14 protein-coding genes and 1 pseudogene are annotated in these 17665 nt (G+C 70.0%); 9 read left to right on the top strand and 6 right to left on the bottom strand.

Annotation, left to right across the window (positions count from 1 at the left end):
- Positions 1-27: 27 nt before the first annotated feature.
- Positions 28-886 (bottom strand): annotated as a pseudogene (locus ACFQGD_RS17340) (IS5 family transposase).
- A gap of 46 nt (positions 887-932) precedes the next feature.
- Complete coding sequence (locus tag ACFQGD_RS17335; RefSeq protein ID WP_345397040.1) at positions 933-1274, bottom strand: hypothetical protein; 342 nt, start codon at positions 1272-1274, stop codon at positions 933-935.
- Positions 1275-1374: 100 nt separating this feature from the next.
- On the opposite strand from ACFQGD_RS17335, the gene ACFQGD_RS17330 reads away from it, so the two are divergent.
- From ACFQGD_RS17330 to ACFQGD_RS17320, 3 genes are read left to right on the top strand one after another with little or no spacing between them, the layout of a single operon-like run.
- Entirely contained in the window at positions 1375-2046 is a 672-nt protein-coding gene (locus ACFQGD_RS17330) for a phosphoribosyltransferase (RefSeq protein WP_345397037.1), read from the top strand.
- 49 nt (positions 2047-2095) lie between these two features.
- Complete coding sequence (locus ACFQGD_RS17325) at positions 2096-6583, top strand: cation-translocating P-type ATPase (protein ID WP_345397034.1); 4488 nt, start codon at positions 2096-2098, stop codon at positions 6581-6583.
- A 14-nt stretch (positions 6584-6597) separates the two neighbouring features.
- Positions 6598-6912 carry a DUF2795 domain-containing protein gene (locus tag ACFQGD_RS17320; protein ID WP_345397031.1) on the top strand — a complete coding sequence of 105 codons (315 nt, stop codon included), beginning with the start codon at positions 6598-6600 and terminating at the stop codon, positions 6910-6912.
- On the opposite strand, the gene ACFQGD_RS17315 is transcribed toward ACFQGD_RS17320, so the two are convergent.
- The 3 genes from ACFQGD_RS17315 to ACFQGD_RS17305 all read right to left on the bottom strand — a co-directional run bounded on the left by ACFQGD_RS17315 (position 6909) and on the right by ACFQGD_RS17305 (position 11250).
- A complete protein-coding gene (locus ACFQGD_RS17315; protein WP_345397028.1) occupies positions 6909-7331 on the bottom strand; it encodes a recombinase family protein in 423 nt (140 codons plus the stop codon). The genes ACFQGD_RS17320 and ACFQGD_RS17315 overlap by 4 nt on opposite strands.
- Before the next feature lie 86 nt (positions 7332-7417).
- Positions 7418-8503, bottom strand: a complete 1086-nt coding sequence (locus ACFQGD_RS17310) for a hypothetical protein (protein ID WP_345397025.1) — start codon at positions 8501-8503, stop codon at positions 7418-7420.
- Positions 8504-8757: 254 nt separating this feature from the next.
- Entirely contained in the window at positions 8758-11250 is a 2493-nt protein-coding gene (locus tag ACFQGD_RS17305) for an ATP-dependent Clp protease ATP-binding subunit (RefSeq protein WP_345397022.1), read from the bottom strand.
- Positions 11251-11423: 173 nt separating this feature from the next.
- Between ACFQGD_RS17305 and ACFQGD_RS17300 the strand changes: the two genes are divergently transcribed.
- Genes ACFQGD_RS17300 through ACFQGD_RS17290 form a run of 3 tightly spaced genes read left to right on the top strand, consistent with a single transcriptional unit; the run spans position 11424 to position 15041 of the window.
- Positions 11424-12392, top strand: coding sequence for a glycosyltransferase (locus tag ACFQGD_RS17300; protein WP_345397019.1), 969 nt, complete (start codon positions 11424-11426; stop codon positions 12390-12392).
- 19 nt (positions 12393-12411) lie between these two features.
- On the top strand, positions 12412-13650 hold the full coding sequence (locus ACFQGD_RS17295; protein WP_345397016.1) for a glycosyltransferase: 1239 nt from the start codon (positions 12412-12414) through the stop codon (positions 13648-13650).
- Positions 13647-15041: an aldehyde dehydrogenase family protein gene (locus ACFQGD_RS17290; RefSeq protein WP_345397013.1), complete on the top strand. Its 1395-nt coding sequence runs from the start codon at positions 13647-13649 to the stop codon at positions 15039-15041. Before ACFQGD_RS17295 ends, ACFQGD_RS17290 begins: the two co-directional genes overlap by 4 nt.
- A 16-nt stretch (positions 15042-15057) precedes the next feature.
- On the opposite strand, the gene ACFQGD_RS17285 is transcribed toward ACFQGD_RS17290, so the two are convergent.
- On the bottom strand, positions 15058-15909 hold the full coding sequence (locus ACFQGD_RS17285) for an SDR family oxidoreductase (protein WP_345397049.1): 852 nt from the start codon (positions 15907-15909) through the stop codon (positions 15058-15060).
- A 92-nt stretch (positions 15910-16001) separates the two neighbouring features.
- Between ACFQGD_RS17285 and ACFQGD_RS17280 the strand changes: the two genes are divergently transcribed.
- From ACFQGD_RS17280 to ACFQGD_RS17270, 3 genes are read left to right on the top strand one after another with little or no spacing between them, the layout of a single operon-like run.
- On the top strand, positions 16002-16595 hold the full coding sequence (locus ACFQGD_RS17280) for a nucleotidyltransferase (protein WP_345397010.1): 594 nt from the start codon (positions 16002-16004) through the stop codon (positions 16593-16595).
- A 2-nt stretch (positions 16596-16597) separates the two neighbouring features.
- Positions 16598-16885, top strand: a complete 288-nt coding sequence (locus ACFQGD_RS17275) for a BON domain-containing protein (protein WP_345397007.1) — start codon at positions 16598-16600, stop codon at positions 16883-16885.
- Positions 16882-17634 (top strand): metallophosphoesterase family protein, encoded by a 753-nt coding sequence (locus ACFQGD_RS17270; RefSeq protein WP_345397004.1) that lies wholly within the window; start codon positions 16882-16884, stop codon positions 17632-17634. Before ACFQGD_RS17275 ends, ACFQGD_RS17270 begins: the two co-directional genes overlap by 4 nt.
- Positions 17635-17665: the final 31 nt, after the last annotated feature.

The raw sequence follows: 17665 nt of genomic DNA, 5'->3' as shown, positions 1-17665 counted from the left end.
AGCCGCGCCTAGAGCGTGTCTCCCGATTCATCGGGCGAGCATGACGGTGGCGGCGAGGAGTACGCCGCCGAAGTAGGTCCGCGCGTACTTGTCGTAGCGGGTCGCGATTCCGCGCCACTGCTTGAACCGGCCGAAACCGCGCTCGACGGTGTTGCGCTGCTTGTAGAGCTCGGGGTCGAAACCCGGTGGCCGACCACCGGCGGACCCCTTGTCCTTACGGCGTTTGGCCTGGTCGGAGCGCTCGGGGATGGTGTGCCGGAGGCGTCGCCGCCGCAGTTCGCGGCGAGTCGACGGGTGTGAGTAGGCCTTGTCCGCCAGCAGGCGATCCGGCCGGTGCCCGGTCGCGGCCAGGGCCTCGAGCAACGGCGCCAGGCGCGGATTGTCCCCGGCTTGCCCGGCGGACAGCAGCATGGCCACCGGGCGGACACCGGAGGTGACCAGGGCGTGGACCTTGGTGGTCAATCCGCCGCGCGAACGACCGATCGCGTGGTCGTCCGGCTCGGAAATCTTGTCATTCGACCTGGCCCCCTGTGTGGTCCGCGGAGGGCGCGCCGGCGGCATGCTGGTGCGCCCGCACGACGGTGGAGTCCACCGACAGCAACCAGTCCAGCTTGCCCGTATCGGCGTGGTCGGACAGCACATGCTCGAAGATCCGCTCGTACGTGCCGTCGCTTGACCAGCGGCGATGCCGCTTCCACAAGGTCTGCCAGGGGCCGAACTCAGCGGGCACATCACGCCACGGCGATCCGGTGCGAAAGCGCCACGCGATCGCTTCCAGCACCTGACGGTGATCACGCCAGCGCGCACCACGCCGCCCAACATCAGACGGCAACACCGGCTCGATCGACTCCCACAACTCGTCCGTGATCACACCAGTTCTGATCATTCACCGATCATCAGCGAACCACCGGCCGATATTCGGGAGACACGCCCTAGGCGCCCAGCGACGCGATCTCGGTGTTCAGCTCGACGGCCTGATCCAGCAGCCGCCGCGCGTCCGGCGTCGCCCCCGCCAGCCGCTCGCGGAGCCCGGCGCGGGAAATGATCGTGACCGCCCCGGTCGTGTCCCCGGAGTCCGTGCGGAGCTGCACCCTGCCCTCCTGGAGCACCAGGCGGGCGTCGTCGTCCTCGATGTCCAGTAACGCCCGCAGATCGTCCGAACGGACGCCGGTGTGCGGCTCCGTCGGTGGCGACTGGGGCGGCGTGCCGATGTCGCGCGCACCTTCCGCCGGCTCGGTCGGGTGGTCGCCGCGTGTCCAGTTCTCTCCAGCCATGCCACAGCAGTACCCGCGATCGCGCCCGTTCAACCCGGTTTGACGCCGAGGTCGATCCGGGTAATCGGAACGTACCCACGTGCGGCAGGGAGGTCCGAGGATGCCCTACACAACAGCCGATATCACCTTCGCCGACCGGCGGGACGCGGGCGAACGGCTGGCCGACATGCTGGTCGAGGCGCAGTGGACCGATCCGCTGGTGCTCGGCCTGGCACGAGGCGGCGTCCCGGTCGCTGACGCCGTCGCGGACCGCCTCGACGGCGAGCTCGATGTCCTGGTGGCGCGCAAGATCGCCGCGCCGGGCCAGCCGGAGTTCGGGGTCGGCGCGGTGACCGCGGAAGGACCGGCGTACTTCCACGAGGACACACTGCGTCGCCTAGGGCTGACGCCCTCCGACCTCGCAGCAGCCACCGCCACCGAGCGGGCCGAGGCACGCAGGCGAGTGCGGCACTACCACCAGGGCCGCGAGCACATCCCGCGTCATGGACGCGACGTCCTCGTCGTGGACGACGGGCTCGCCACCGGCGTGACCGCGACGGCCGCGCTACGGGCCGTGGCCGAGGACGCGCCGCGCCGGGTGGTGTTCGCCGCACCGGTGTGCGCACCGGAGAGCGCCGACCGTCTGCGGCACGAGGCTGACGACGTCGTCTGCCTCGCCACACCGGAAGGCTTCGGCGCGGTCGGAATGTGGTACCGCGACTTCCACCAGACTACGGACGAGCGGGTGGTGTCGCTGTTGGAGGCGGCGCGCGGCCGGACGCTCGGCGAGTGATCGACACGTGGCCGACGAGACCAACGGACGTTCGGGAGGGCCGGGATTCATGCTGCCGCTTGACGTGCCGGTACGCGCGCTGAAAGCCGCAGCGCGACTGGGCGGGTTCGGCGGAAGACAAATCCGGGCGCGCGACGGCAGGTTCTACGTCGAAGTCCACGGGCTGGACCAGCCGCACGCCCGTCGGGTCATCCGCACCGTGGAGCGCACCGTCGGGGAGCTTCCCGGCGTGCGCTGGGCGCGAGTGAACGCGCCGACCCACCGGGTCGTCGTCGACGCGGCATCGTCGCGGTCCCTGCGGGAGGACGACCTCGTGCGCGCGGTTGCCCAGGCAGAGCGGGACGCTGCCGTCCCTGCGGAATGCGACGACGAGTGTGAAGACCTGCACCATCCGTGCGAGGGACCGCGCACCACACAGTCGGTCACCGCGCTCGCCGCCGACGCGCTCGGCCTCGGCTTGTCGGCCGTCACGCGGCTGGGGAGCTGGGTGCCACTGCCGACCGAGGTGGCCGCGATTGGGTCGGTGTTCCACCATCACCCGACACTGCGACGGCTGACCGGGAAAGCGCTGCACAGCCAGCACGACGCCGATGCCGCGCTGCCGGTCGTCTCGGCGTTGGCGCAGGGCCTCGCCGCGGGCGGCGAGGGCATCGTGCTCGACGTCGTCCAGCGGATCGAGCAGTGGCGCGAGGCCCGCGCGCACCAGGACGCATGGTGGCGGCGCGAACCCGACCTGGTGCGCGACGAGTCGGACGCCGCCGCCGATCCGGTTCCGGCCAGGGAAAACCCACCGCGCGCCGACCCGGCCGACGACTACGCGCGGCGGGCGATGTCGATCGGTGCGACCGCGGGAGCCGCCGCCGTTCCGTTCACTGGACCACGGCAGGGCCTCGCGGTCGGCCTGGCGAGCCTGCCCAAGGCCCCGGCGGCGGGCCGCGAGGGCTTCGCCACCCACATCGGACGCGTCCTGGCGCAGCGCGGCGTTGTCGTCATGGATAGGAGCGTGCTGCGCCAGCTCGGCCGGATGGACACCGTCGTCATCGACGCGGCGGCGATGCGCGGCGGGCGTCACGAGATCACCGACCTGATTCCGGTCGCCAACGCGGACCCCGCCGAGATCGCCGAGGTCGGCTTCGACCTGTTCCAGCCGGACACGCCCGGCGCGCGGCAGGAACGTGATGGCTGGGTGCTCGCCCCACTGGACGACCTGGAGCTGTCCGGGACCACCGGACGTCGTGCCGCGAGGCAGTTGCGCGAGCGCGGGGCCGACCGGGTGCTCGGCATCGCCCGGGGCCGGAAGCTACGCGGTGTCGCCGGAGTGTCCGCCGAGCAGACGGACGCGCTGCGATCCGTCATCGCGGCCGCGCGCCGGGTGCGGGCAGCTGTGGTGGTCGCGGACGGCAAGGACAATGACCGAGGTCAGGCGCAGCATCCGTACGCCGACGACGTCATCCCCGGCGGCGACGAGCTGCCCGAGCAGGTGCGCGATCTGCAACGGGACGGGGCGGTCACCGTCGTTGTCTCGAACAACCAGAAGGCAGTCGCCGCCGCCGACTGTGGGCTTGGGCTGCATCGCGACGGCGAGCCGCCACCGTGGGGCGCGCACCTGTTGCTGGGCGAGGACGCCGCGGCGACCACGATTGTCATTGACGCCATCGATGTCGCCGCCACCGTCGACGATCAGAGCATGACGCTCGCGGCGGGCGGCTCCGGTGTCGGCGCGGTCGCCGCGCTGCAAGGCACGGGCGCGCGGGCCGCGTCCCGGGGGATGCTGGGCGTGAACGCGGCAGCGGCAGCGGCGTTCGCCGGTGGCCGGTGGCGCTCACGTTCGCTGCTGTCGCGGCCTGCCGTCGCGCCGGAGGGCAGCGCGCCATGGCACCTGATGCCCGCGGACACGGCGTTGGCACGCCTGGGCAGTGACCCCGACGGCCTCTCCGCGGCGGAGGCCGAGCAGCGGGCGCGCACCCAGGGCGACGGCGACGCACCGGTCGGCGTGAGCCTGTGGCAGGCGTTCGCCGATGAGCTGGCGAACCCGCTGACGCCAGTGCTCGCGGCGGGCGCTGCCCTGTCAGCCGCCACCGGGTCGCTCACCGACGCCGGGCTCGTCGCGGCCGTCACCGGCGCGTCGACCGTGATGGGCGGCATGCAGCGGGTCCGCACCGATCGGGCGCTCGGCGACCTGCTGCGGCAGTCGGCAGCCGGGGTAACGGTGCGCCGCGACGGCACCGAGCACTACGTCGCCACGTCGCGGCTCGTGCCGGGCGACGTCGTCGTGCTCGGCCATTCCGACGTCGTGCCCGCCGACTGCCGGATCATCGAGGCCGACGAGCTAGAGGTAGACGAGTCGTCGTTGTCCGGCGAGTCGCTGCCGGTCGCGAAGAGCCCTGCTCCGGTCGCGGCCGCCGACATCGGCGGCAGAACGTCGATGCTCTACGAGGGCACCACGATCTCGGTGGGCCACGCGGTCGCCGTCGTCGTCGCCACCGGAACGGCGACGGTGGCGGGCCGCAGCATGGCCGTGGCCGCCGGGTCGGAGGCGCCGCCCGGCTCTGGTGCGCGGCTGGACGAACTGACCAAGAAGGGCACGCCGCTGGCGATCGGCGGCGCGGCCACCGTCGCGGCCGCGGGGCTATCGCGTGGCGTTCCACTGAGCGAGAGCCTTGGCACAGCCGTGAACCTGGCGGTGGCGTCGGTCCCGGAAGGACTGCCGTTCGTTCGCAACGCGGCCCAGCTCGCGTCCGCACGCCGGCTAGCCGACCAGGGCGCGCTCGTGCGCGACCCTCGCACGCTGGAGGCGCTCGGCCGCGCCGATGTGCTGTGCTTCGACAAGACCGGCACCCTCACTCGCGGCACGCTGAGCCTCACCAGTGTGGGCGACACGAGCGCCACCCAGGACGTCGAGGAGCTCGACGACGCGCACCGTGCCGTGCTCGCCGCCGCCCTAAGGGCCACGCCGGGTGACAAAGACCCGGACGAGTTGGAGCACGCCACCGATCGGGGCGTCGTCGCGGGTGCGCGAGAGGCCGGGGTCGACGCGCACACGGACGCACGCGACTGGCGGCGTGGCACCGACCTGCCCTTCGAACCGTCACGCGGCTACCACGCCACGGTCGGCGACACGGGTAGCGGCTGCCTGCTCTCGGTCAAAGGCGCGCCGGAGGTGGTGCTGCCGCGCTGCACGTACGCCGATAGCGACGGCAGGCACGTCCGGTTCGGTGATCGCGCCCGCAAGGCGGTGAGCCGCACGCTCGACTGCTTGGCCGGGCAGGGACACCGAGTGCTCGTGATCGCCGAACGCACACTCGATACCAGCGCCACCGACGACACCGGTCGCGATGGCACGAGCGGCAGCCCCGAGGGCGCGCGGGACATCGACGACGACGCCGTCACCGACCTCGTGTACCGGGGATTCGTCGCGCTCGCTGATCCGGTGCGGACCAGCGCCGCCCCGGCGGCGGCGCAACTCCGGCGGGCCGGGGTGCAGGTCGTGATGCTCACGGGCGACCACCCCGCGACGGCCGACGCCATCGCGACCACGGTCAACGGCGGCGCGAACGACGATGTGCCCACCGCCACCAGTGCGGCCCACGTCGTCACCGGACCCGAACTCGCCGAGCTGGACGACGAGCAACTCGCCGACCGGCTCCGCGACGTCGACGTCATCGCCCGGTGCAGCCCAAAGGACAAGGTCCGCATCATCCAGGCGTTGCGGAGCAGGGGCCGGACGGTCGCCATGACCGGCGACGGGGCCAACGACGCGCCCGCGATCCGGCTGGCAGACGTCGGTATCGCACTCGGCCGTCGTGGCACACCCGCGGCCCGCACCGCGGCGGACGTCGTCGTCACCGACGACCAACTCGCCACCATCACCGCCGCTCTCCTGGAGGGTCGCGCGCTGTGGTCGTCCGTGCGTGACGCGCTCGCGATCCTGCTCGGCGGCAACCTCGGTGAGGTCAGCTTCAGTGTCCTCGCGTCGCTGCTCACCGGCCGCTCGCCGCTGACGGCGCGGCAGATCCTGCTGGTCAACCTGCTGACCGACCTCGCCCCCGCTGTCGCGATCGCGTTGCGTGAGCCGCGACGGGACGAGGTCGACGGTCTCCTCAGCGGCAGCCCGACGTCGGCGTTGGGCTCGCAGCTCAATCGGGAGCTCGTGCTGCGCGCCGTGGTCACCACGCTCGGTGCGACGGCGGGTTGGGGTGCGGCCCGGCTGACCGGACGTCGCCAGCGCGCGGCCACCGTGGCGCTCGCCTCGCTGGTGGGCACACAGCTCGGTCAGACGCTGGCGATCGGCGGGCTGGACCGGCGGGTGCTGCTGGCGAGCATCGGCTCGGCACTCGTGCTCGGCGGTGCCATCCAGACGCCGGGCGTGAGCCAGTTCTTCGGCTGCACTCCGCTCGGCCCAGTCGGCTGGAGCATCGCGCTCGGCGCCAGCACGTCGGCGACCGTGCTCGGCGTAATCGGTGACCGACTGCTGCACCGGGTTTGCCCTGCCCTCATCGCGGTTACTCAAGGGCATCACGGTAACGGCACCATCTGATGCGGAGGTTGGCCATGGCAACGGATGTCGATCGGTTGTGCCAGGCTCTGTCCAGCGTTGACTACCCGGCTGACAAAAGCGATCTCGTGCAAGCGGCCCTCCGGGCTGGAGCGGACGCCGATACGGTAAGCGCGCTCAACGCGATCCCGCAGGTCATCTACGAGAGCGAAACCGACGTGCTTCGTGCGGCGCCGCTGGAGTCGAGGCAAGCCGAGGCTGACCGGGCGGCACAACGCAAGCTACACACGAAGCCAGGATTGTCCGAACAGGACAAGAACATCCCGGAGCACCCGATACGCGGTGAGCTCGGCGAAAACCGGGCGAGCTAGCGCTCCACTTCGTTCGGGAGCACCAGTGACGTGGTTCGTTGCTCGGCTGGGGCGAGAGTGGACGGCTTCAGCCACTTGTCCGAATCGCCGCGCTCCTCCGCTAGCACGAGCCGCTTCCCGTTATCGCGGCACCATTCGAGGAGATCGATCGCCGTGAGTCGTTCCATGCCATGAGCGACGATCACGTCCCACCGCCGCGGCGGATGGCCCGTGAGCCAATTTTCCAACTCAGGGCGATGCCAGGGAGTACCGAAAGGGAAATCTTCCTCGACCCAGACTATGATTCGAGCGCCATTCTGATCACACCACTTCTCGATGGCATGGCGCTGGGCGCCCGCGAACGCATTTCTGACGACGCCGACCGCCAGCAGCGATTCGGGACGCCGCCGTTTGTTCCGCCGCAGGAAATCGAAAACCACGCAGGTTACCTCCCGCCGCTCATCAGCCCGCTGGAATCGTCACACCCACGTGCGGCAGAGTCAACATGAGATAAATTCTTCAAATTCTACGTCAACGCGCGTTCCGGATGTTCGAGGTTCCTGGTCAGCGAATGTCCCGTCATGGCGAAACCGACCAGCAACAACAGCGGCATGAGCCAGGCGATCGGATACTGGTAGCCGACTTCGATGAAATCCGGCGCCGCCTCCGGCGCTCGCACCGGTGCCGCCTCCGGCTCTTGCGCCGGTTCCTGCTTGGGCGGCACCGGACCGGCCGCCTCGGGCGCTGGCGCGGCGATCGGACCCACTTCGGGTGCTGGTGGCGGCGGCCCGAGTTCGGGTTCAAGAGGCGGCGGCTCTGCGAGCGGCGGCGCGGCGAACTCTTCTTCCTCATACGTCAACGACGCGGTGATGGGGGCGGGTTCCTGCTGCTCGCCCGGTTGCTCGACCGGCGGGTTCGACGTCGTCTCCTTCGTGCGAACGTCTCCCGCCAGATCGTTCGCGCCGACGTCTTCCCCGCTCGCGGGCGGCTCAGGCGCGGGTGATTCCTCGGGCGGAGCCTGCTGTTCGCCCGATTCGTAGTCCTTACCGAAGAACGCGACGTGCCAGGTGTCCGAGGCTTTGACGGCGGCGGGCGCGGGCAGGATCGCGACGGCGGCAGACGCGCCCTCGGACCAGTCCTTCACGAAGGGTGCGAGATCGACGCTGAATGCCGGGCGTGGCTTGGCCGAATAGGTCGCCTTCGCGGCGGCGGCGTCGCAGTCGGTTTCCGGCGGCGTGTCCGGAGAGGCCTTGGTGTCAGCCAACGAGCCGGTGATCTGGCAGACCCTGAGCTTCGCCTCGGCCGCTCGCACCGACCCGTCGCCAGTGTTCCTGTCGACCGGCAACTCCAACGTCCCACCAGTGACGGTGGCCCCGAACGGCAAGGCCGTAAGGTCCAGCTCGACATAGGTCGCGGTGGTCGGAGTACCGCCCGAGATTCCCACATGCAGCGTGTTCTTCGGATACTCTGACGTCGGCAGCGCGGAGCAGTCGGCGTCGGCGCAGGTGTCGCTGTCCGGCAGCACGTACCACGCCTCGGTGGCCGTACCAACCGTGGCCTCATCGATGCCCTCGGCAGCCAGCGCTACGGCGAAGCCACTCGCGACCATCATCAACCCGACCGTCGCGACAGCACTGAGACGTCGAAATAGCACCGCGTCACTCCCGGTTCCACCGTCGTACCGATCGCGTCACCGACACATCAAAATCACCGTACTTCGGCGTCGTGACGCGGGTCAAAAACTGATCAGATGGAACCGGAAGATTCAATGCCCGATATTCGAAATCGCGGCGCGCGAGAATGCGACGGTAACCCGTTCTCAAGAAGTGCGCGCCTTCACCACGCGCCCGGCATTCCGGCTGGGAATTACACTGTCTCGAAGGTGAGTGCGTCGTTCGCGACGCCGATGCGAACCTTCGCGCCGGAATGGACCGTGCCGTCCAGCAGCAGCCGGGACAACTCGTTGCCGACCTCGCGCTGGATGGTGCGCCGCAGCGGCCGGGCGCCGAACTCCGGCTGATACCCCGCGTTGGCCAGCCACGTGATCGCCTCTGCGTCGAACTCAACGTCGACACCCTGGGCGTGCGCGCGACGTTTGGTGTCCTCCAGCAGCAGCTCGGTGATGTGGCGTAGCTGCTCAGCCTCCAGCCGCCGGAACACGATGATGTCGTCGATCCGGTTCAGGAACTCCGGCCGGAACTCGTCGCGCAGTCGGCGCATCAGCCGGTCCCGCACCGGCCGGTCCGTGTCGGCCTCACTCGCGGGCGCGAACCCGAGCGCGCCCTGCGTGCTGCTGACGACCAGCTCCGACCCGACGTTGCTCGTCATGATCACGACGGTGTTGGTGAAATTCACCGTGCGCCCCTTTCCATCGGTGAGCCTGCCGTCGTCGAACACCTGCAACAAGACGTTGAACACCTCGGGGTGGGCCTTCTCGATCTCGTCAAGTAGCACCACCGAGTACGGCTTGCGCCGCACCGACTCCGTCAACTGCCCGGCTTCCTCGTAGCCGACATAACCCGGTGGCGCGCCGATGAGACGGCTGACGTTGTGCCGCTCCCCGTACTCACTCATGTCCAGCCGGATCATCCGGTCCTCGTCGCCGAACAGCGCCGCCGCGAGGGCCCGCGCCAGTTCGGTCTTGCCGACACCGGTCGGGCCGAGGAACAGGAACGTCCCCGACGGCCGGTTCGGCTCGGCCAACCCCGCACGCGACCGGCGCACCGCCTCGGCGACCGCACTGACCGCCTCGTCCTGCCCGATCACGCGCTCGTGCAGGTGCTGCTCCAACTCCAGCAGCCGCTGGCGTTCCTCCGTCGTGAGCTGCCGCACCGGAATACCGGTCAACCGAGACACCACCTGCGCGATGTCCTCGGCCGTCACGTCCGGCACGTCGGGCGCCGGCCCGCCGGACGCCTCCTTGATGCGTCCGCGGATCTCCTTCAGCTCATCGCGGATCGCCGACGCCCGCTCGTAGTTCTCCTCGGACACGGCCTGGTCGCGGTCTCGCTCCAGTTGCTCGACGCTCGCCTCCAGGTCCCGCACCTCGGCGGGCCTGCGCCCGATCCGGGTGCGCACTCGCGCGCCTGCCTGGTCGAGCAGGTCGATCGCCTTGTCCGGCAGGAACCGGTCGGTGATGTAGCGATCGGACAGCGTCGTGGCGGCATGCAGCGCCTCCTCGGTGAACCGCACCTGGTGGTGCGCCTCATACCGGTCGCGTAGTCCCTGCAGGATCGCGAACGTGTCCTCCGTCGTCGGCTCCGGCACCAGGATCGGCTGGAACCGGCGCTCCAACGCCGGATCCGCCTCGATACCGGTGCGGTACTCGTCCAACGTCGTCGCGCCGACGACATGCAGTTCCCCGCGCGCCAACGCGGGCTTGAGCATGTTGCCCGCTCCCTGCGAGCCTTCCGACGACCCCGCGCTGACGATCGAGTGGATCTCGTCAACGAAGATGATCAGCTTGTCGCTCTGCTCCCGGATCTCGTTGAGCAGGTTCGTCATCCGCTCCTCGAAGTCACCCCGGTACCGAGTGCCCGCGACCATCGCGGTCAGATCGAGCTGCACGAGACGACGTCCTTCCAGGGTGATCGGCACCTGGCCGTCCACGATCCGTTGCGCCAGCCCCTCCACGATCGCGGTCTTGCCGACACCAGCCTCCCCGATCAGCACCGGGTTGTTCTTGGTGCGCCGGGCCAACACCTCGATGGTCTGCTCGATCTCGTCGTCCCTGCCGATGACGGGGTCGATCTCGCCTTGCCGCGCCAGCTCGGTCAGGTCGCGGCCGTACTGGTCCAACGTCTTCGTGGACGTCTGCTGCTGACCAGCACCGGGTGGCGACTGCTGCTCGGGACCCCGCCGCATCGACTCCGGGGTCACGCCATGCCGCGCGAGCAGTTTGCCCGCTATGGTCTCCTGGTTGGCCATCAACGCCAGCAGCAGGTGCTCCGGGCCGATGTACGTCGTGCCGAGCCCGCGCGAGATCTGGTGCGCGTCGAGCAGCACCCGCTTCGCGGCGGGCGTCAGATGCAGCGGCGGCCGCGTCCCATCCCCCAGCTGGGCGGACTGCTCGATCTCGGACGCCAGCGCGTCGACGTCGATACCCGCCTGGCTGAGCAGATCCCTGCTGCCCGACGTCTTCGTCGCCGCCCACAGCAGGTGCTCGGTGTCGAGCGACCTGCTACCCCACTCGGCCGCGCGCGTCGCCGCCTCCGACACGAGAGCACGCGCCTGGTCGCTCATCAGCCGCATGATGTCGACCGAATACGCCCGGCGTCCCGGAGCGCCACCGCCGAAGAACTGTGCCATGAACTCGTCGAACGGGCTCGGTCCCTGGCCCGCTCCGAAGAAGCCGCTCATCAGCTGCCTTTCGATCTAGATCCTCGGTTCGCCCTACGCGTCTTCGCGAGGAGTTCCCGGCAGGCCGCGCGGCTAATCAGCGAACGCGGCGAAGACACCGACACGTGTGGTCACGGAAACGGTGACGCTCCGCGGCGACGTTTATAGACGGCGACTGCGGCAATTCTTTGCGTATGCCGACAGCGAGACGACCGTTGCGAGTGCTGCTCTGGCACGTGCATGGCTCATGGACCACGTCGTTCGTGCGGGGCGGCCACGAGTATCTGCTGCCGGCCCTACCGGAAGGCGGGCCGTGGGGCCGGGGGCGCAGCGGGCGTGACTGGCCCGCCACCACCGAGGTCTCCCCCGACGACCTGGCCGACACCGACGTCGACGTCGTCGTGCTGCAACGCGAGGACGAGCTCAAACTCGCCGAGCGGTGGCTGGGCAAGCGGCCGGGTGTTGACGTGCCCGCGGTGTTCGTGGAGCACAACACCCCGCCGGAGCACGCCGCTGCTACCCGCCATCCGCTCGCCGACCAGCGGGAGATCCCGCTGGTGCACGTGACGCACTTCAACGACCTGATGTGGGACAACGGCCGCTGCGCCACCCGCGTCATCGAGCACGGCATCGTCGATCCCGGCCCGCGCTACCAGGGCGAGCTGCCCAACGCGGCCGTGCTCATCAACGAGCCGATGCGCCGGTGGCGGATCACCGGCACCGACCTGCTGACCACGTTCGGTCAGGCCGCGCCGGTCGACGTCTTCGGCATCGGTGCCGGCGACGTCCGCGACCGCTACGCCCAGGTCACCGGAATCGCCGACCTGCCACAGCATCGGGTGCACGACGAGATGGCGCGACGGCGCGTGTACGTGCACACCGCGCGGTGGACGTCGCTTGGGCTGTCGCTGTTAGAGGCGATGTATCTCGGCATGCCGGTGGTCGCCGTGGCGAGCACCGAGGCGCCGGCCGCGATCCCGCCGGAAGCGGGCGTCGTATCCAGCAATGTCGCCGAGCTGACCGATGCGGTCCGGCGGTTCGTGCGCGACCCGGACCTGGCGGCCGACAGCGGCAAGGCGGCGCGCGACTTCGCGGTCACCCACTACGACCTGGACACGTTCTTGCGGGCCTGGGACGAGGTACTGGCTGCTGTCAGCACCTGACACAGCGGGAGGGAGTCACATGCACATCGCGATGGTGTCAGAGCACGCGAGTCCGCTCGCGGCCCTGGGCAACGTCGACGCGGGCGGGCAGAACCTGCACGTCGCGGAGCTGTCGGCGGCGCTACGACGAAAAGGACACGCGGTCACGGTCTACACCCGCCGCGACGACCCGTCGCAGCCCGAGCGCATCCGCACGCCAGCGGGCTACGACGTCGTCCACGTGCCAGCAGGGCCAGCCGAGCCGATCCCACGCGACGAGCTGCTACCGTACATGCCGGAGTTCGGCGACTGGCTGCACCGCACGTGGTCGCGCTCCGCGCCGGACATCGCGCACGGGCACTTCTGGATGTCCGGACTGGCCTGCGTGCGCGGCGCGCACGGACTCGGCATCCCAGTGACGGAGACGTTCCACGCCCTCGGCGTCGTCAAGCGCCGCCACCAGGGCAGCACCGACACCAGCCCCGCGAACCGCGTCGAACTGGAACGCCGGCTCAGCCTTGACGTCGACCGCGTCCTCGCGACCTGCTCGGACGAACTGTTCGAACTGGCACGCATGGGTACGCCGCACACACGGATGTCGGTGGTGCCGTGCGGCGTTGACCTCCAGCGTTTCACCGCCGACGCCGATAATGCCGCTGACGTCCCCCGGCGTGTTTGTCCACATCGGATCGTGACGGTCGGCAGGTTGGTTCCCCGCAAGGGCTTCGACATCGCCATCGCGGCGCTGCGGCACCTGCCAACGGCGGAGCTGGTCATCGTGGGTGGTCCTCGACCGGACGAGCTGCACGATGACGACGAGGCCCGCAGGCTACTGCGGATCGCACGCAGGCATGGCGTCGCCGACCGGGTGCGCATCACCGGCCAGATCCCGCGCGAGCACATGCCCGCGCTGCTACGTTCCGCTGACGTCGTCGCGTGCGTCCCGTGGTACGAGCCGTTCGGCATCGTGCCGCTGGAAGCCATGGCCTCCGGTGTCCCGGTGATCGCCGCCGCCGTCGGCGGACTGACCGACACCGTCGTGGACGGTGTGACCGGCACGTTGGTGCCCCCGCGGGAGCCGCGCGAACTCGCCGACGCCGCCCAAGAACTCCTGGCAGACCCGGCGTTGCGACGTTCCTATGGCAGCGCGGGGCGCAAGCGAGTGGCGTCGCGCTACTCGTGGAACCGCATCGCCGCGGACACCCAGCGGATCTACCACCGCGTCCGTGCCCAACTCGCCGAAACCGAAGAACCAAACGAGAAGGTGGCAGCCCTGTGACCACAACACAGCCTCACACCGCACCCAGGAGCACCGAAGACGGGCAGCGGACGATCGACATCCGCAGCCCCCACGACGGGTCGTCGCTCGGCGCCGTCGCCGTGAGCACACCCGCCGATGTGGAGAACGCGATCGTGTCCGCGCGCGTGGCCCAGCCCGAGTGGGCACGCACCTCCCCGGCCGAGCGAGGCGCGACACTACGCCGCGCCGCCGCCGTCGTCAGGGACAACGTCGAACAACTCGCCGAACTGAACGAAGCCGAGACCGGGAAGCCGCGCGACGAGGCGCGGGAGGGCGTTCTCGCGGGGGCGGGGACGCTGGAACAGTACGCCGAGCTAGGCCCGCTGCATCGCGGCAAGACACTGCAGGGCGATTACGGCGCGACGGATTTCATGATCTCCCAGCCGCGCGGCGTCGTCGCGGTCATCACGCCGTGGAACGACCCGGTCGCCGTCGCCTGCGGCCTGCTCGGCGCGGCGCTCGTCACCGGGAACACCGTGGTGCACAAGCCAAGCGAGCGGTGTCCGCGCACCGGCGAACTGCTGTGCGGACTGCTCGCCGACGTCCATCCGGACGGCGTGCTGTGCCGGCTTGTCGGTGACGGCGAGGTAGGCGCGGCTCTCACGGGCGATCCTCGTATCGCGCTCATCGCGCACGTCGGCAGCACGGCGGCCGGGCGCGACATCGCGATCGGGGCGGCGGGCACCGGCGCCAAGGTGCTGTTGGAGAACGGCGGCAACGACCCGCTGATCGTGGACCGCGACGTCCATCCCGGCTGGGCGGCGCGGCAGGCCGCCATGGGAGCGTTCGCCAACGCGGGCCAAATCTGCGTGTCCGTGGAACGCGTCTACGTGCACGAAGCTGTCCTGGATCCGTTCCTGCGCGCCCTGGTCGACGCCGCCGCCGACGCCTCGGTGCCGCCGCTGGTGGACCACCAGCATCGCGAGCAAGTGCACGACGCCGTGATGGCGGCGGTGGACGCGGGTGCGTACCGCGCGATTGGTGGCACGCTGCCCAGCGGCGGTGGCTCGCACTACCCGGCGACCGTGCTGACCGACTGCACACCAAGCATGGCCGTGATGTCGGAAGAAACGTTCGGGCCAGTTGCCCCGGTCCGCGCGGTGCGATCGTTCGACCACGCGCTCGCCGAGGCCACCGACAGCGGCTACGGACTGGCGGCGACGGTGCTGACCAGTTCGATGGCGCACGCCCAGCAGGCGTGGCGGGAACTGCCCGTGGGCTCGGTGAAAATCAACGCGGTCTTCGGCGGCGCGCCCGGCGGGGCCGCCCATCCTCGGGGCCGCAGCGGCGAAGGCTTCGGCTACGGCCCCGAGCTGCTGGAGGAAATGACCACGACAAAGGTGGTGCACTCCGAGCCCCCGACGTTGTAACGGCGGCGTCGTGCCCTCACCCCGGGTGTGTCTCGCCGCCCAGCGCGGCGATAACCTCGCCGGTGTAGTACGACGACAACTGGTTCGCCGCGAAGAACACGTACGACGGCGCGATCTCGTCCGGATGCGCTGGCCTACCGAACGGCACGTTGCCACCGAACTTCGTGACCTTCTCCGCCCCGAAGGTCGACGGGATCAGCGGCGTCCACACCGGACCCGGCGCCACGCAGTTCACTCTGATACCCCGGTCCGCAAGCGCCTGCGCCATGGCATAGGTCCAGGAGTGCACCGCGCCCTTGGTCGCCGAGTAGTCGATCAACGACTTGTTGCCGCGCAGGCCGTTCACCGAGCCGGTGTTGATGACAACGTCTCCCTCGCCCAGGTGTGACAGCGCAGCGTGGGTGACGTGAAAGAAGCTGTGGATGTTGACGTCGAAGGTGCGCAGCCACTGTTCTGCGGTGATCTCGTCCGGCTTGTCCACCGGGATCTGGGTGGCCACGTTGTTCACGAGGATGTTCAGCCCGCCGAGCTTGGTGACGGTCTGCTCGACGATGTCCACGCAGTGCTGGGCGTCGCCCATGTCACCGGGCAGCAGGACGCACCGGCGTCCGTGGCCGCGCACGTGGTTGGCGGTCTCCTCGGCGTCGTCGTGCTCCTCCAGGTACGCGAGTGCGACGTCGGCGCCTTCCTTCGCGAAGGCGATCGCGACCGCCCTACCGATGCCGGAGTCGCCGCCGGTGATGAGCGCGACGCGGTCAGCGAGCAGATCTCTGCCCACGTAGTCCGCCATCGTGTCCTGCGGCTGCGGCCGCATCGGGGGCGTCTCGCCGGGTGGTTGCTGCTGCTGGGGTGGTTGTTGTTCTGCCATGCCGTCGGAGTACCCGCCTGCCGCGCCGACGAACCGCGACAGCGCGAGCACCGACGGTTTATCGCCCAGATCACCACGGGTATCCACACGACATGGCTGTGGACGAGGACCAGCTCAGCGCGACCGCCGCCAAAGCCGCCCAGGCACTGCGTGCGGCAGGCGTCCCGTTCGCCCTGGGCGGTGGCTGTGCGGTGTACGCGCACGGCGGTCCGGTCAGCGAGCACGACGTGGACATCTTCCTCGCCGAGCGCGACGTCGTCCCGGCACGGCATGCGCTCGTCGAGGCGGGGATGCGTGCGGCGGACGCGCCCCACGACTGGCTCGCCAAGGCCTACGACGGACCATGCCTCGTCGACCTGATCCACCGACCGAATAGGCGGCCGGTCACCGACGAGTTGCTCAACCGGGCGGTGCCCCGGCGGCTCGGCGACACGGTGGTGCCGGTGCTGCCCGCCACCGACGTCGTCATCGACAAAATCCTGGTGCTCAACCCCGAGCGTTGCGACTTCACGCCGCTGCTGCCGATCCTCGCGGCGCTACGCGAGCAGGTCGATTGGGCGGCGGTGCGTACGGCGACCGAGCACTCGCCATACGCCCGCGCGCTGTTGTGGTTGGCCGCCGAGACCGGCCTCGTGCCCGAGGCAGCGACGCTCGCGCCCACCGTTGGCGCCCAGCGAGGAGAGTGACCATGGCACACGAACACGCCACCGAGTACGCCGCCCAGCACGACGTCGCCCCGCACGACCGCGCCGCCAGGCTGCGCCGCGCGCTGGCCGAGGACCCCCGCACCTCGGAGCTCGGCGTCGCGATCTCCGTGCGAGGTGATCGAGTGCGCCTCACGGGCACCGTCGCCTCCGCGGCCCGCAAGACGGAGGTTGACGTCGTGGCGCAGGAAGCGGAGCCCGGCCTACACGTCACCAACGACATCACCGTCGTCAGTGCGGCGGAACCCGGCGAAGCGGAGGACATCGAATGATCACGATCGGCGCTGTCGGGGACGTCCATCTTGACAAGGACGCCGCGGGCACCCTGCGCCCCGCCCTCGGCCGGATCGCGGACAAGGCCGACGTCCTGCTGCTGGCGGGCGACCTGACCCGGCATGGCACCGTGGCCGAGGCGCGGGTTGTCGCCGACGAGTTCGGTGGACTCGACGTCCCCGTGATCGCGGTGCTCGGTAACCACGACTACGACCGCGACGCCGTGCCCGAGGTGACCGAGGTGCTCGCCGACGCCGACATCCACGTGCTGGAAGGCGACGGCGTCGTCCTGTCGCTGCCCGGCGGCACCCTCGGCGTCGCCGGGGTAAAGGGCTTCGGCGGCGGTTTCGAGGGCAAGTGCGGCAGCGCGTTCGGTGAGCCGGAGATGAAGGCGTTCATCTCCCACACCGTCGCGGCCGCCGACCGGCTCCGGACAACGCTGAATTCACTGGACTGCGACGTCAAGGTGGCACTAACGCACTACGCGCCGATCCCGGAGACGGTGCACGGCGAGCCGCCGGAGATCTACCCGTTCCTCGGCGCGTACCAGCTCGGCAACGCGATCGACTGTTGCGATACCGCGCTCGCGCTGCACGGCCACGCGCATTTCGGCAGCGAGCGCGGCGTGACGCCGGGCGGGGTGCCGGTGCGCAACGTCGCGCAGCCGGTCATTAACGCCGCCTACGCCAGCTACCGGTTGCCCGCGAGTGTGCAGGAGCCGATGACCGAGGTGTATCAGCCGACGTAGCGCGGATCACCTCACCGCGCGGCGTCAGCCC

Source organism: Haloechinothrix salitolerans (genome assembly GCF_042662605.1).
Classification (GTDB): domain Bacteria; phylum Actinomycetota; class Actinomycetes; order Mycobacteriales; family Pseudonocardiaceae; genus Haloechinothrix_A; species Haloechinothrix_A salitolerans.
Note: the sequence above shows the minus strand (reverse complement) of the source record. Positions and strands in the feature narration are given on the sequence as shown.

Excerpts from the sequence above, each read along its gene's own strand:
- ACFQGD_RS17320 (WP_345397031.1), top strand. The coding sequence starts at position 6,598 with ATGGCAACGGATGTCGATCGGTTGTGCCAGGCTCTGTCCAGCGTTGAC.
- ACFQGD_RS17335 (WP_345397040.1), bottom strand. The coding sequence starts at position 1,274 with ATGGCTGGAGAGAACTGGACACGCGGCGACCACCCGACCGAGCCGGCG.
- ACFQGD_RS17330 (WP_345397037.1), top strand. The coding sequence starts at position 1,375 with ATGCCCTACACAACAGCCGATATCACCTTCGCCGACCGGCGGGACGCG.
- ACFQGD_RS17300 (WP_345397019.1), top strand. The coding sequence starts at position 11,424 with ATGCCGACAGCGAGACGACCGTTGCGAGTGCTGCTCTGGCACGTGCAT.
- ACFQGD_RS17295 (WP_345397016.1), top strand. The coding sequence starts at position 12,412 with ATGCACATCGCGATGGTGTCAGAGCACGCGAGTCCGCTCGCGGCCCTG.
- ACFQGD_RS17310 (WP_345397025.1), bottom strand. The coding sequence starts at position 8,503 with ATGATGGTCGCGAGTGGCTTCGCCGTAGCGCTGGCTGCCGAGGGCATC.
- ACFQGD_RS17305 (WP_345397022.1), bottom strand. The coding sequence starts at position 11,250 with ATGAGCGGCTTCTTCGGAGCGGGCCAGGGACCGAGCCCGTTCGACGAG.
- ACFQGD_RS17285 (WP_345397049.1), bottom strand. The coding sequence starts at position 15,909 with ATGGCAGAACAACAACCACCCCAGCAGCAGCAACCACCCGGCGAGACG.
- ACFQGD_RS17280 (WP_345397010.1), top strand. The coding sequence starts at position 16,002 with ATGGCTGTGGACGAGGACCAGCTCAGCGCGACCGCCGCCAAAGCCGCC.
- ACFQGD_RS17275 (WP_345397007.1), top strand. The coding sequence starts at position 16,598 with ATGGCACACGAACACGCCACCGAGTACGCCGCCCAGCACGACGTCGCC.
- ACFQGD_RS17270 (WP_345397004.1), top strand. The coding sequence starts at position 16,882 with ATGATCACGATCGGCGCTGTCGGGGACGTCCATCTTGACAAGGACGCC.
- ACFQGD_RS17325 (WP_345397034.1), top strand. The coding sequence starts at position 2,096 with ATGCTGCCGCTTGACGTGCCGGTACGCGCGCTGAAAGCCGCAGCGCGA.